The sequence below is a fragment of the Microbacterium esteraromaticum genome (assembly GCF_017303215.1).
Classification (GTDB): domain Bacteria; phylum Actinomycetota; class Actinomycetes; order Actinomycetales; family Microbacteriaceae; genus Microbacterium; species Microbacterium esteraromaticum_C.
Genome location: NZ_JAEMWU010000001.1, coordinates 2,088,469 through 2,102,102, shown reverse-complemented (window position 1 = coordinate 2,102,102; position 13,634 = coordinate 2,088,469). Strand labels below are relative to the sequence as shown.

Annotated in this window: 12 protein-coding genes; 8 read left to right on the top strand and 4 right to left on the bottom strand. The window is 68.6% G+C overall.

What is annotated here, in order from left to right; genetic code table 11:
- The first annotated feature begins 122 nt into the window (after positions 1-122).
- From JF543_RS09695 to JF543_RS09675, 5 genes are read left to right on the top strand one after another with little or no spacing between them, the layout of a single operon-like run.
- The gene (locus JF543_RS09695) at positions 123-1,385 is read left to right on the top strand and encodes an RNA polymerase sigma factor (RefSeq protein ID WP_179410736.1); all 1,263 of its coding nucleotides are present in this window, start codon (positions 123-125) and stop codon (positions 1,383-1,385) included.
- The gene (locus JF543_RS09690) at positions 1,382-2,701 is read left to right on the top strand and encodes a MurT ligase domain-containing protein (RefSeq protein ID WP_179410737.1); all 1,320 of its coding nucleotides are present in this window, start codon (positions 1,382-1,384) and stop codon (positions 2,699-2,701) included. The genes JF543_RS09695 and JF543_RS09690 overlap by 4 nt, the downstream gene beginning before the upstream one ends.
- Positions 2,698-3,450, top strand: coding sequence for a type 1 glutamine amidotransferase (locus tag JF543_RS09685; RefSeq protein WP_206823892.1), 753 nt, complete (start codon positions 2,698-2,700; stop codon positions 3,448-3,450). The genes JF543_RS09690 and JF543_RS09685 overlap by 4 nt, the downstream gene beginning before the upstream one ends.
- Before the next feature lie 19 nt (positions 3,451-3,469).
- On the top strand, positions 3,470-4,156 hold the full coding sequence (locus JF543_RS09680) for an alanine racemase C-terminal domain-containing protein (protein WP_242519432.1): 687 nt from the start codon (positions 3,470-3,472) through the stop codon (positions 4,154-4,156).
- The gene (locus tag JF543_RS09675) at positions 4,153-5,187 is read left to right on the top strand and encodes an alanine racemase (protein ID WP_206823891.1); all 1,035 of its coding nucleotides are present in this window, start codon (positions 4,153-4,155) and stop codon (positions 5,185-5,187) included. The genes JF543_RS09680 and JF543_RS09675 overlap by 4 nt, the downstream gene beginning before the upstream one ends.
- Positions 5,188-5,243: 56 nt before the next feature.
- On the opposite strand, the gene JF543_RS09670 is transcribed toward JF543_RS09675, so the two are convergent.
- Entirely contained in the window at positions 5,244-5,453 is a 210-nt protein-coding gene (locus JF543_RS09670) for a DUF7455 domain-containing protein (protein WP_179410740.1), read from the bottom strand.
- Positions 5,454-5,628: 175 nt separating this feature from the next.
- On the opposite strand from JF543_RS09670, the gene JF543_RS09665 reads away from it, so the two are divergent.
- Positions 5,629-7,761 carry a DNA gyrase subunit B gene (locus JF543_RS09665; protein ID WP_206820476.1) on the top strand — a complete coding sequence of 711 codons (2,133 nt, stop codon included), beginning with the start codon at positions 5,629-5,631 and terminating at the stop codon, positions 7,759-7,761.
- Between the two features lie 54 nt (positions 7,762-7,815).
- Here JF543_RS09665 and JF543_RS09660 read toward each other — a convergent pair whose 3' ends face one another.
- Entirely contained in the window at positions 7,816-10,254 is a 2,439-nt protein-coding gene (locus JF543_RS09660) for a DNA gyrase/topoisomerase IV subunit A (RefSeq protein ID WP_206823889.1), read from the bottom strand.
- An 82-nt stretch (positions 10,255-10,336) separates the two neighbouring features.
- Between JF543_RS09660 and JF543_RS09655 the strand changes: the two genes are divergently transcribed.
- Positions 10,337-11,464: an alkaline phosphatase family protein gene (locus JF543_RS09655; protein ID WP_242519430.1), complete on the top strand. Its 1,128-nt coding sequence runs from the start codon at positions 10,337-10,339 to the stop codon at positions 11,462-11,464.
- Positions 11,465-11,489: 25 nt separating this feature from the next.
- On the opposite strand, the gene sepH is transcribed toward JF543_RS09655, so the two are convergent.
- Positions 11,490-12,551: a septation protein SepH gene (gene sepH, locus JF543_RS09650; protein ID WP_206823888.1), complete on the bottom strand. Its 1,062-nt coding sequence runs from the start codon at positions 12,549-12,551 to the stop codon at positions 11,490-11,492.
- A 208-nt stretch (positions 12,552-12,759) separates the two neighbouring features.
- On the opposite strand from sepH, the gene JF543_RS09645 reads away from it, so the two are divergent.
- Complete coding sequence (locus tag JF543_RS09645; protein WP_179410744.1) at positions 12,760-13,053, top strand: DUF4193 domain-containing protein; 294 nt, start codon at positions 12,760-12,762, stop codon at positions 13,051-13,053.
- Between the two features lie 100 nt (positions 13,054-13,153).
- Here the strand turns inward: JF543_RS09645 and JF543_RS09640 are convergent, their stop codons facing one another.
- Positions 13,154-13,633 (bottom strand): DUF3093 family protein, encoded by a 480-nt coding sequence (locus JF543_RS09640; protein ID WP_242519429.1) that lies wholly within the window; start codon positions 13,631-13,633, stop codon positions 13,154-13,156.
- Position 13,634: the final 1 nt, after the last annotated feature.

Sequence of the window (13,634 nt, the reverse complement as noted above, 5' to 3'; positions counted from 1 at the left end):
TGTGTGTGATAATGGATAGCCGACCCGTTGTCAATGGCCGTTCTTATGAATCGGCTTGACAAGGGTCTTACTAGTGTCCGAAATGGCTCGGAGCGTGTGCACCGCTCCGTGAAAGGCGAAACGTGACTGCTGCCACGAGCAAGAAGACCCGGACGACCACGAAGAAGACCGTCGCCGCTGAGGCGGAGACCCCCGAGGTCGACGGGGCCGCCAGCGAATCCGCCGAGGCGCCCAAGCCCGCAACGAAGCGCGCTCCCGCAAAGAAGGCCCCGGCGAAGAAGGCGCCCGCAAAGCGCGCCAAGAAGGCCGACGAGCCCGAGGTCGACGACGAGGCCGCCGAGGTCGACGAGCCCGAAGAGGAGGAGGGCGACAAGAAGCCCGCCTTCACCGAGCCGCTGCCCACCGGCGCGATCGTGATCTCGTCCAAGGATGAGGACGACGCACCCGTCTACTCGACGCAGATCACAGGTGCGACCGCCGACCCGGTCAAGGACTACCTGAAGCAGATCGGAAAGGTCGCGCTGCTGAACGCGGCCGAAGAGGTCGAGCTGGCGATGCGGATCGAGGCCGGTCTGTTCGCCGAAGAGAAGCTGTCGACGATGTCGGCGAAGGAGAAGACCAGTCAGCTGGGCCTTGACCTGCAGTGGGTCGCCCGCGACGGTCAGCGCGCCAAGAGTCACCTGCTCGGCGCCAACCTGCGTCTGGTCGTCTCCCTCGCCAAGCGGTACACCGGTCGAGGCATGCAGTTCCTCGACCTGATCCAGGAGGGAAACCTGGGTCTCATCCGCGCCGTCGAGAAGTTCGACTACACCAAGGGCTTTAAGTTCTCGACCTACGCCACGTGGTGGATCCGCCAGGCGATCACGCGCGCGATGGCCGACCAGGCCCGCACGATCCGCATCCCCGTGCACATGGTCGAGGTCATCAACAAGCTGGCCCGCGTGCAGCGTCAGATGCTGCAGGATCTGGGCCGTGAGCCCACGCCCGAAGAGCTCTCCCGCGAGCTCGACATGACCCCCGAGAAGGTCGTGGAGGTGCAGAAGTACGGTCGGGAGCCGATCTCGCTGCACACCCCGCTCGGTGAGGACGGCGACAGCGAGTTCGGTGACCTGATCGAAGACACCGAGGCCGTCGTCCCGGCCGACGCCGTGGGCTTCACCATGCTGCAGCGCCAGCTCGAGCAGCTGCTCGACTCGCTGTCGGAGCGCGAGGCCGGTGTCATCCGCATGCGCTTCGGGCTCGGTGACGGTCAGCCCAAGACGCTCGACCAGATCGGCGACACCTTCGGCGTGACGCGTGAGCGCATCCGCCAGATCGAGTCGAAGACGATGGCCAAGCTGCGGCACCCGAGCCGCTCGCAGTCGCTGCGGGACTACCTCGAATGAGCTCGGCGGCTCCCCAGGCGCGCTCAGCGGGTCTGCGGTACGTCTTTCCCGTGCTCGCCGGCAAGCTCGCGCGCTTCGCGACTCGGTTGCGCGGGGGCGGCTCCGCGTTCCCCGGTTACCTCACGAACCGGCTGGCGCCGACGCTTCTGCCCACGCTGGCGGATCAGTTCGCGTACGGCGTCGTCTTCGTACTCGGTTCCAATGGCAAGACGACCACCACGCACATGATCAGCGAGGTGTTGCGTGCGCACGGTCTGACCGTGTTCACCAACCCCACCGGGGCGAACCTGCCGCAGGGTGTGACGAGTGCGCTGCTCGCGGATGCCACGCTCACCGGCCGGATCAAGGCCGATGTCGCGGTGCTCGAGATCGATGAGGGCTTCGCGGCCGACCTGGCCGACCGCCTCTCGCCGTCGGTGATCCTGTCGCTGAATGTGCAGGTCGATCAGCTGTACCGCTTCTACGAGACCGAGCGCGTCGCCGACATGATGCTCGATGCCTCCACGCGTGCTTCGGCGCACGTGATCGTCAACCGTGACGACCCGTATCTGTCGAAGATCGACGTCGACGCCATGCGCGCGCCGGTCACGTTCTTCGGCGTTGCGCCCGAGATCGTCGCCGCATCGGCGCACGGCCTCGCCAACGCCGTCGACACGCGCAGCGGCACGTCGGGCACCCTCGAACGCGATGCGTTCTCGGAGGTGCGCGAGGTGTCGGGCCGCGACATCGTCGTGCGTGTGGGCGATGCGGATGCCCGCGTCACGCTTCCGGCACGGGGCCTGCACTATGCGGCGGATGCTGCCGCGGCTCTCGCCGTGGCATCCGGGGTTCTGGGCGATCGCTTCGACGGTGACCGCGCGGCGGCCGGCTTTGCCACCATGGCCCCGGCCTACGGGCGCGGAGAGGTCATCCCGCTGCGGCGCGACCCGAACGGCGAGCAGGTCGAGTTCGTGATGTTCAAGAACGGCCCGAGCATTCAGATGAACCTCGACGCGCTTGAGGGCACCCCCGAGCGCGCCCTGATCGCGATCGACGAGGGAACCCCCGACGTCTCGTGGCTCTATGACGTCGACTTCGCCGCTCTGCCTCGCGTGGATGTCGTCACTGGTGACAAGGCGTACCAGTTGGCTCTCGCGCTGGCCTACGCCGGCGTCGAGATCGGCACGGTTGAGCCCGACATGGAGAAGGCGGTCGAGATCATGCGCTCCTTCCCCGAGACCGAGGCCGGCAAGCAGATGTGGTTCGTCAACTACGAACTCATGATGATCGGTCGTCGCCTTCTCGGCCACGGCGATCAGGAGGTGGCGCGCCGATGACGCAGTTCACGATCGCACAGCTCTATCCCGCAGAGCTCGGTATCACGGGCGACCGGGGCAACGTGCGCGCCATCGAGCGCAGCGCCGCAGCCCGCGGGCTGAACCCGGTCACGGTGCTCGTCGGCCCGGGCGAGAGCCTGCCGGCCGACGTCGATGTCATCGTGATCGGCAATGGTCCGCTCTCCGCACTGCGCGGCGTGCACGCCGACTTCGTGTCGCGCGTCGATGCGCTGCGCGACTACGTGGCAGCGGAGGGAGTGCTCTTCGCTGTCGGCGGTTCGGCCGAGTTGCTCGGCTCGGGGATCGACCTCACCGACGGTGGCACGCTCGACGGGCTGGGCATCCTGCCCTACCGTGTCGCACGTACCCGCGACCGTCGCGTCGGGTACATCACCGTGCAGACCCCGGGAGTGCGCGTGGTCGGATTCGAGGATCACGCCTCGGAGTGGACCCTGAGCGACCCCTCGCTCGCGTACGGAACCGTCACCGCGGGTCGTGGCAGCTTCGCGTCCGGCGAGGGGCGCGGCGAGATCGTCCGTCACCGCAACGCGTTCGCCGGAAACGTGCAGGGGCCGGTGTTGCCGCTCAACCCCGGTCTGGCCGATGTGCTCGTGACCGCCGCGGCGGAGCGTCGGGGGTTGGCACTGACGGAGCCGCAGTCGGGTCCGCTCGACGAGTACGCGCACGAGGCGCGTGCCGCCATCGACCGCTTCATCCACGACAAGGGCTTCAAGACCATCCAGCTCTGACGCGCCACCGGAGGACGACATGGCCAGTAGCAGTGCTCCGCGCGTGATTCTCGATCGCCGCGCCCTGATGCGCAACGCCGGCGAATCCGTGCGCGACGCCGTCATCGACTTGCGCCATGACGCATACGGGCACGGCGTCGTCGAGGCCGCCCGCATCGTGATGAGTGCCGGTGCCGCGAGTGTGCTGGTGGACGACGACGACATCGCCATGCTGGCGGGGTACGGCATCTCGGCGAGCGCAGAGGGCTCAGCGGACATCGGCCCGCACGAGCTGTTCGGCATCCCTGAGGGCTCAACGGTTGCGACGTCGTCGCCGGTGATGCGGCTGGAAGGGCACGTGCTCTCGACCAAACCGCTGCACGCGGGAGAGGCTGTGTCATACGGCTACACGCATCGGGCGGACCGTGACACCCGCGTGGCGCTCGTCACGGGCGGCTATGCGCAGGGTGTGCTACGGGCGCTCGGCAATCGTGTCTCGGTGCAGATCGGAGCGGATGTGCACCCGGTCGTCGGGCGGATCGCCATGGACGTGTGCGTCGTCGACCTCGAAGGCGGGGATGTGCCCGACGGCACGCCCGTCACCTTCTTCGGCGGAGACGGCCGGATGCGGGATGCCCTGTCGCACTGGGCTGCGGTGACGGGGCTCACAGCGTTGGAGATCGCCGTCGTGATCGGCCGACACGCACCCAGGGAGTGGAGCGCATGAGCAATCCCGTCCTCGAGATCTCACGCGACCGGTTCCGGCGCAACATCGCGGCGGTGCGCGCGCGACTGCAGCCCACCGAGCTGATGCTCGTCATGAAGGACGACGCCTACGGACACGGCCTGGACTGGTCGGTACCCGAGGCGGCGTCGGCGGGCGTGACATGGTTCGGCGGATACGACATCGACACCGCGCTGCGGATCAGGGCGCTCACCGATCGCCACGTCTACGCCTGGGCGACATCCGTGCCCGCTGAGATCGAAGCCGCCATCGTGGCGGGCATCCAGCTGGGAATCGGGTCGGCCGCGTACCTGCGCGACGTCATCGCGGCGGCGCGGCGCACCGGCATCCGCGCCGACGTGCACCTCAAGATCGACACGGGTCTGCACCGCAATGGTTTCCGGCCGGATGAATGGCCGCAGGCCGTCGCCACCGCCCGCGAGGCGGAACACGACGGCGCCCTGCGCGTCGTGGGCGTGTGGAGCCACCTGGCAGAGGCGAGCGACGCCGAGGACGACGCAGCGCAGCGCGTGTTCGACGACGCGGTGCGCCACCTCACCGAGGCGGGCGGTCGACCCGAGGTGCTGCATCTGACGGCGTCGGCCGCGTCGTGGTGGCGCCCCGAGCTGCGCGGATCGCTGAGCCGCATCGGCGCGTTCTGCTACGGCGTCCGCTCCGCCGACGGACCCGTTCTCGACGGGATCTCACCCATCGCGCGGTTGGTGGCGTCGGTCGACGCGGTGACGCCGGATGCCGTCATCGTGGGTGCCGGTGCCTTCCACGGACTGCCGTCGACGTTGCGGGGCACATTCGCGGGGACCCCGGGTGGGCCGCGGCGAACCCTGCGCATCGATGGCGGAAGCATGCACCTCGAGCCATGGGGTGGTGCCGAGGTCGGTCAGCGCGTGGTGGTCTTCGGACCCGGCGACGACGGAGAACAGGATGCTACGGCCCTCGCGGAGCACATCGACACGGTGGGCGAAGAGATCATCACCCGGCTGACGCCGGCCGTGCGTCGGATCATCACGGACTGATCCGTTCCGCCGGGGCGCCGCGTGATGTTCGGCGCCCGCGAGGGGCGCCGAACGGTTCAGGCCTCGATCAGTCGAGCGGTCTCGTCATGCCAGGTCGTGGCGACCGCGCGCAGCTTCTCCTCGTACTTGCGTCCGTGGTGCGCGCAGAACAGCAGCTCGGATCCGTTGACCTCCGCCGCGATGTACGCCTGTGCACCGCACGAGTCGCAACGGTCCGACGCGGTGAGGCGGTACTCGACGGTCTCTCGCTCAGTCGTAGCGTTCATCTCGTTGCCTCCTCGGGTATGGCGGGTAATCGTGCTCAATACAACCACGAGTCGCCTGGGGGAATGCCCGCCGACCGGCGTGTTTCGCTCAGCGCGTACGCCGTGATCGCGCGTGCGGAGTCCGGGGGAGTGTCGCGGTCCGCGGGTGTCGCCGCGCGAAATACAATTGAACATTGTGACCGCCGAGTATTCCGCCCACCATCTTCAGGTACTCGAGGGGCTCGAGGCCGTCCGCAAGCGTCCCGGAATGTACATCGGGTCGAACGGTTCGCCCGGCTTGATGCACTGCCTGTGGGAGATCATCGACAACTCCGTCGACGAGGCCGTCGCCGGCAACGGTGCGCGCATCGACGTGGTGCTGCACGATGACGGCAGCGTCGAGGTGCGCGACCGCGGACGTGGCGTGCCGACCGACATCGAGCCGCGCACGGGACTGACCGGCGTCGAGGTGGTCTACACGAAGCTGCACGCCGGTGGAAAGTTCGGCGGTGGTTCATATGCCGCCTCAGGAGGTCTGCACGGTGTCGGCGCCTCGGTGGTCAACGCGCTCTCGGAGCGGCTCGACGTCGAGGTCGACCGGGGTGGCAAGACCTACGCGATGTCGTTCCACCGCGGCGAGCCCGGGGTGTTCGCCGACGACGGCGAGCCGCGCCCCGATGCCCCGTTCACGCCGTTCGAGGAGCGCAGCGAACTGCGCGTCATCGGCAAGGCGCCGCGCGGCGTCACCGGCACGCGGGTGCGCTACTGGGCCGATCGGCAGATCTTCACCAAGGACGCCACCTTCCAGCTGGGTGACCTCGAGACTCGAGCGCGTCAGACGGCGTTCCTCGTGCCGGGGCTGGAGATCGTCGTGCGCGACGAACGCCCCACGGCGCGTCCGAGCGGGCAGGCTGCTGACGGCGCTGAGGTCGACGCAGGGCCGGTCGAGACGTCGTACCTCTACGAGGGCGGCATCTCGGAGTTCGTCGACTACCTGGCATCCGACGCCCCCGTCACCGACACGTGGCGCATTCAGGGCAGCGGCACTTTCACCGAGACGGTGCCCGTGCTTCAGGCCGATGGGCACATGAAGGCGACCGAGGTCGATCGCGAGTGCCAGGTCGACATCGCGCTGCGCTGGGGCACCGGCTACGAGACCACCGTCCGCTCATTCGTGAACATCATCGCCACGCCCAAGGGCGGCACGCATCAGCAGGGCTTCGAGCAGGAGCTGCTGAAGACGCTGCGCGCCCAGGTCGAGCAGAACGCACGACGACTCAAGGCGGGCAACGACAAGCTCGAGAAGGACGACGTGCTGGCGGGCCTCACGGCCGTGCTGACGGTCACTGTGCCCGAACCGCAGTTCGAGGGCCAGACGAAAGAGGTGCTCGGAACCCCGGCGGTGCGCGCGATCGTCGCGAAGGTGGTGCGCACAGAGCTCGCGCAGCGCTTCACATCGACCAAGCGCGACGACAAGAACCAGGCGTCGATGCTGCTCGACAAGATCGTCTCCGAGATGAAGGCACGCGTCTCGGCGCGCGCGCACAAAGAGACCCAGCGGCGCAAGACGGCGCTGGAGTCGTCGTCGCTACCAGCCAAGCTGGTCGACTGCCGCTCCAACGATGTCGCCCACAGCGAGCTGTTCATCGTCGAGGGTGATTCGGCGCTCGGCACCGCGCGTCACGCCCGAAACAGCGAGTTCCAGGCGCTGCTACCGATCCGGGGCAAGATCCTCAACGTCCAGAAGGCCTCGGTCAGCGACATGCTGAGCAACGCCGAGTGCGCGGCGATCATCACCACGATCGGTGCAGGTTCGGGACGCTCGTTCGACATCTCCGGGGCCCGCTACGGCAAGATCATCCTGATGAGCGACGCCGATGTCGACGGCGCGCACATCCGTACGCTCCTGCTGACGCTCTTCTTCCGCTACATGCGTCCGCTGGTCGAGGCCGGCCGCGTCTACTCGGCCGTGCCGCCGCTGCACCGAGTGATCGTGATGAACCCCGGCTCGAAGCCGAACGAGACGATCTACACGTACTCCGAGGCCGAGCTGCAAACGCTGCTGACCAAGCTCCGCAAGGCGGGCAAGCGCTGGCAGGACCCGATCCAGCGCTACAAGGGTCTGGGTGAGATGGACGCTGACCAGCTGGCCAACACCACGATGGACCGCGAAGGGCGCCTGTTGCGCCGCGTCACCATCGAGGACGCCGAGTCCGCGGACGCCGCGGTGCGTACCTTCGAACTGCTCATGGGCAGTGAAGTGGCTCCGCGACGCGAGTTCATCATGAGCTCCAGCGACCGTCTCAGCCGGGAAGCCATCGACGCGTGACCGGTGGCGCCGGTGTGTACCGGCGCCACATCCCGCGCGACGCGAGGTGGCGGGTCAGCCGATCGCGGTTCCCACGGCGCTGACGACAGCATCCAACGGCTGTCCGGATCCGTCGCGCTTCGCACCCGACGCGGGCAGCTGGCGCACGGCGCCGTCCGCCCCGATCGCACGGGGCTCGACGCCCACCCAGGCCAGCCGCAGACGATCTTCACCCTTCAAGAAGGCGTGTGCGCGCACACCACCGGTCGCGCGACCCTTGGCGGGGAACTCCGCGAACGCCGAGACCTTCGCACGCCCGGCATCCGCACCGGCGAGGGTGCCCTCGGCGCCCGACACGGTGACGACGACCGCTTCGTCGGGCGAGGAGACGACGCCGAACGAGAGCACTTCGGCGCCGGCACCGAGCTTGACACCGGCCATTCCGCCGGCCGCGGCGCCCTGCGGGCGCACGTTCGCGGCTGAGAAGTGCAGCAACTGCGCATCGGATGTGACGAACACGACCTCGGCGTCGTCGGATGCCGGGGCAGCGCCGACGACCGTGTCGTTCGGCTTGAGGCCGATGACCTCCAGCTCGGGGCGCACCGGCAGCGCAGACGGGACGAAGCGCTTGACCACGCCGTCCTTAGTGCCGAGCGCCACGGGGGTGTCATCATCGAAGCGGATGAGCGCGAGCACGCGCTCGGTGCGGTCGGTGAGCCCGAGGTAGTCCGAGATGCGCACGCCTGCGCCGAGCCCCACCGACGTGGCCGGCACAGCGGGGATGTCCACCGGAGTGAACCGTACGACGCGCCCGGTGCTCATCACCGCGCCGATCTCGCTGCGTGTCGTCGTCTCGACCCGGGCGATGATCGCGTCGTGCTTGCTGCGGCGCGCGGGTGTCGTGATCACGGCGCCCGGCTCGAGGTCGACGCGCACCGCGCGTCCCGTGGCGGACAGCAGCACGGTGGTGGGCGCGTCGGCGAACTGTAGCTCGATGGCGGACTTGCTCGAGCGCGCCTTCGGCGGGGCGGCGTTCAGCAGCAGAGTGCGGCGAGGGGTGCCGAAAGTCTCGGCGACGGCATCCAGCTCGTGCGCGACCTGTGCGCGGACCAGCGCCGGGTCGGCGAGCAGGGTCTCCAGCTCGGCGATCTCGGCAAGCAGCTTGTCGCGCTCCGCCTCGAGTTCGAGCCGCGAGAACTTGGTCAGGCGACGCAGGCGCAGCTCGAGGATGTACTCGGCCTGCACCTCGTCGAGCTCGAACACCTGCTGCAGGCGGGCGCGCGCTGTCTCGGAGTCCTCGGACGAGCGGATCACCTGGATGACCTCGTCGATGTCGAGGATCGCCAGCAGCAGGCCACGCACCAGATGCAGGCGCTCGTTGCGCCGGGCGAGACGATAGCGGCTGCGCCGGGTGACGACCTCGATGCGGTGCTGCAGGTAGACGCGCAGCAGCTCCTTGAGTCCGAGCGTGCGCGGCTGCCCCTCGACCAGGGCGACGTTGTTGATCGAGAACGAGTCCTCGAGCGGTGTGAAGCGGAAGAGCTGCTCCAGGACCGCGGCCGGATCGAAGCCCGTCTTGATGGTGATCACCAGGCGCAGGCCGTGCTTGCGGTCGGTGAGGTCCTGCACGTCGCTGATGCCCTGGAGCTTCTTCGCGTTGACGGCATCCTTGAGCTTCTCGATCACCCGCTCCGGACCCACCTGGTAGGGCAGCTCGGTGACGACGATGCCGGTGCGGCGCGGTCCGAGGGATTCGATCGACGTCTTCGCCCGCAGCTTGAACGCACCGCGTCCGTTCTCGTACGCGTCTTTGACGCCGTCGAGCCCCATCAGGATGCCGCCCGACGGGAAGTCCGGTCCCGGCACGAACTCCATGAGGTCGGCCGTGGTGGCGTCCGGGTTCTCGAGCAGATGGGTGGCCGCTGCGACGACCTCGATGAGGTTGTGCGGCGCCATGTTCGTGGCCATGCCGACGGCGATGCCGCTGGCACCGTTCACGAGCAGGTTCGGGAAGGCGGCCGAGAGCACGGCCGGCTGCTGGAATTGCCCGTCGTAGTTGGGCACGAAGTCGACGACGTCCTCGTCGAGGCTCTCGGTCATCGCGAGAGCGGATGCTGCCAGACGGGCTTCGGTGTATCGGGATGCCGCCGGACCGTCATCCAGCGAACCGAAGTTGCCGTGCCCGTCGACGAGCGGCACGCGCAGCGCGAAGGACTGCGCGAGGCGGACCAGTGCGTCGTAGATCGCCGAGTCGCCGTGCGGGTGCAGCTTTCCCATCACCTCGCCGACGACGCGGGCGCTCTTGACATGCCCGCGCTCGGGGCGCAGCCCCATCTCGGCCATCTGGTACAGGATGCGCCGCTGCACGGGCTTCAGGCCATCTCGTGCGTCGGGAAGCGCGCGGGAGTAGATGACCGAGTAGGCGTATTCGAGGAACGAGCCCTGCATCTCCTGTGACAGATCGATGTCCTGGATGCGCTCCTGGACGGGCTCGGACGGCGGGGTCTTCGGCATGGGGTTCCTGCTGGTCGCTCGGGGCGGGGCTCGCGGCCATTGCGGCGGCGCGCGTCGGGAGGCCTGTGAAAGACTGGCCCGGATGTCTCTCATGCTACCGTCCGCCCTGGAAACACCGCGAAGCATCACCGGGGTGGCGCCGGGCCTCCTCGCCGCATTGCGCGGAGAGGGTGACGCGCTGCGGCCGGTGCGCTCGGCTGTGCTCGTCGTCGTCGATGGCCTCGGGGCGATCTCGCTGCGGGCCCACGCCGGGCACGCGCGCACGCTCAGCGCGGCAATGACGAAGAAGAGCGTCGGCGGCGCGGTCTTTCCCACCACCACCGCAGCGGCGCTGACCAGTCTGCTCACCGGGGTGGCTCCCGGCGAGCACGGCGTGGTTGGTTACCGCGTGCGGCATCCCGACAGTGACGTGCTCGTCAACCAACTGACCGAGTGGGAGGCGGCGGGTATCGATCCGCTGACCTGGCAGAGTGCGCCGACGGTGTTCGAGCGCGCTTCTGCGGCCGGGCATGCGGCATTCGCCGTGGGGCTCGCCGGTCACATGCACAGCGGGTTCTCGCGCGCCACGTTGCGTGGCGGACGTTTCGTGCCCGCTGGTGCGGCGGCCGATCGTGTCGCGCAGGCGTTCGAGCTGGCTGACACGCACGACGGCGCGTTCGTCTACTGCTATCTGCCCGATGTCGACAAGGCCGGGCACAAGTACGGCATCGACTCTGCCGAGTGGGTGGCCGCGCTCGAAGACGTCGACGCCGCTCTCTCACAGCGCGTGCCGGACGGTGTTGGCGTGCTGGTGACCGCCGACCACGGCATGGTCGATGTGCCCGCACATCGGCACCTGCTGCTCGATGCCGCGGGGGGCTGGCGCGATGGCATCCGTCACATCGGGGGTGAGCCGCGCATGCTGCACGTGTACACCGAACCGGATGCCGACCAGGCCGCCATTCTCGCACGCTGGCGACGCGACCTGGAGGGCCTTGCCGACGTCGTCAGCAGGGCGGAGGCGATCGATGCGGGGTTGTTCGGACCCCGCGTGACGGATGCTGCGCGTGCACGCATCGGCGACCTGCTGGCGATCGCACGCGCGAACTACGCGCTGTACGACGCCGATGCCGAGGACCAGCGCGGTCGAGGCATGATCGGACAGCACGGTGCACTCACGCCGGAGGAGTGGCGTGTGCCGTCGATTCGGCTCGGCGCGTTCGCGAGCTGATTCGCACCCTGGCGGGCGCGGCGTTCTAGTCGTCGGTGCGTGCGCCGAAGACGATCTCATCCCAGCTCGGCATCGCGTTTCGACGCTTGCGTCGACCGCCACCGGCATCACCGCTGTCACCACGGGGCGCCGGCTTTCCCGACGTCGAGGGCTGCTCGGTGGGAGTCTCATCAGCCGGTTCCGGCTCGTTGTCGGCGCTGTCGAACAGCGCAATCGGCGCGGCTTCATCGCCGTCATGGTCGTCGAGCAGCGGCGCGGACTCGCGCTGGCCACGGCGGCGCCGAAGCGCCTCGAGCAGATCTGCGGTCTCGGCGCTGGGCTGATGATCCTCGGGGGCACGTCGGGCAGCGGCCGCCTGGGCAGCGGCCCTGGAGTGCTCCGCCTCGACCGAAGCGTCGTCGGTGTGCTCGTCGGGCTTCGGCAGCAGGCGTGGACCGAATGCGCCGGAGTCGAATCGGCTGTCGTCCTTGTACGGCGAGACGCGCTCGTCATCGACCGCGCGCAGGCGCGGGATCAGACCGTCCGGAAGTGATCCCTGTCGAGACAGCTGCACGGCTTCGGCGTTCGAGGGCGACAATGTGCTGCGGCGCGGGTCGAACGCCCAGCGGGCGTCGTGCGCGACCTCGTTCGCGGTGAACTCGAGTTTGACGGTCCAGCCGGACTCGTCCTTCCAGCTCACCCAGCGCTCGTCGGTCGCAGCGAGGTCGGCGAGCTTGTCGCGCACGGCGGTGCCGAACGTCGGCTGGGCGTCGGGCTCGACATCGCTGCCGATGAGCACGGGCACGGCGAGTGCCTGGCCGACGATGTGCTCGCGCTCGGCGAGCACGGGGCCCTCGAAGCGGGCCACATCCGATTCGCTGACGCCGAGCAGCGCCGCGACCTCTGCGGCGGACAGGCCGGCGCGGATATGCGCCTGGATATCGCGCGGACTCGCCGCGAGACGCGCGGCCGTGGGCTCGGCCTGGCGGGTGGCGCGACGTACTTCACGATGCAGCACGTCGTCGATGGGCAGCGCGAAGCGCTGTCCGGACTCAGTAGCAAGGACGAGGACCCCTGCTTCTGTTCCGACGATGGTGACGTTTTCCATGCCAATGCCCCTCTGGTGGGTAGGGGTTCATCGTGTCATGCGTGCCTGTGCGCACCCGGGAATAGCGCGGGCGCGCCGCGAGTTTGCCCGGGAGAGTGCACGAGCATTTGCGAAACGCTCCGCATTCGTGCAAACTATGGCCGCCGTACACCCGAAACGGCACCTCCCAACCCACCCCTCTTGTACCACGGAAGTGGAGACCCACCGCATGGCAACCGACTACGACGCACCCCGAAAGAGCGAAGACGACTCCGAGTCGATCGAAGCACTCAAGGAGCGTGTGCCGAACACCCAGCCCGGCGCTGGCGATGTCGAGGACTCGGACAACCCCACGGGGTTCGAGCTCCCCGGTGCGGACCTTTCAGATGTGGAGCTCGACGTCGTCGTGCTCCCGGCCCAGCAGGACGAGTTCACCTGCATGAGCTGCTTCCTCGTGAAGCACCGCTCGCAGCTCGACCACGAGGGCCCGGAAGGTCCCATCTGCAAGGAATGCGCCGCCTGAGGCACTTTTCCTTCGACCGACCGCGCCCCGGCCTGACTGGCCCAGGGGCGCGTTCTGTTTCCCGGGGTCTGCGGCCCGACAGCTGCCGAGACCGCCGGGCTCAGGCTGCGGCGCGCGCGTCGCGGATCGCCGCCGCGAGGCGGTCGGGAGTGCGCGTCGAGAGAGTCCAGCTGCGCATCGGGTCGGCCGGGTCGGTCACCGGCACCACGATGACGCCATCGATGCCGCCACGCAACAGGTGCCAGCCGTCGCGAGCGATGTCACGGGTGCGACGATCGCGCGCGTCATCGCCGACGAACTCCTCGGGCTCGCCCAACCAACGGGCGTCGATGTGTGCCCGCCCGGCGTGCAGAACAGTGCCGACCACCCGCAGCTTCGGCGACAGCATGATGCTCAGTGAGACCAGGACCAGCGAGACCGCGGCACCCAGCAGGAGTGCGAACTCTGCGCCGACCGGCACGAACACCAGTGACACCATGGGGCCGGCCAGGGCGATCGTCACCAGCATCCACAGGCTCGGCGTCAGCCGTTCGCGGTAGGTCTCGCTCGTGGCACGTTCGGTGTTCTGCATTAGCCTCATG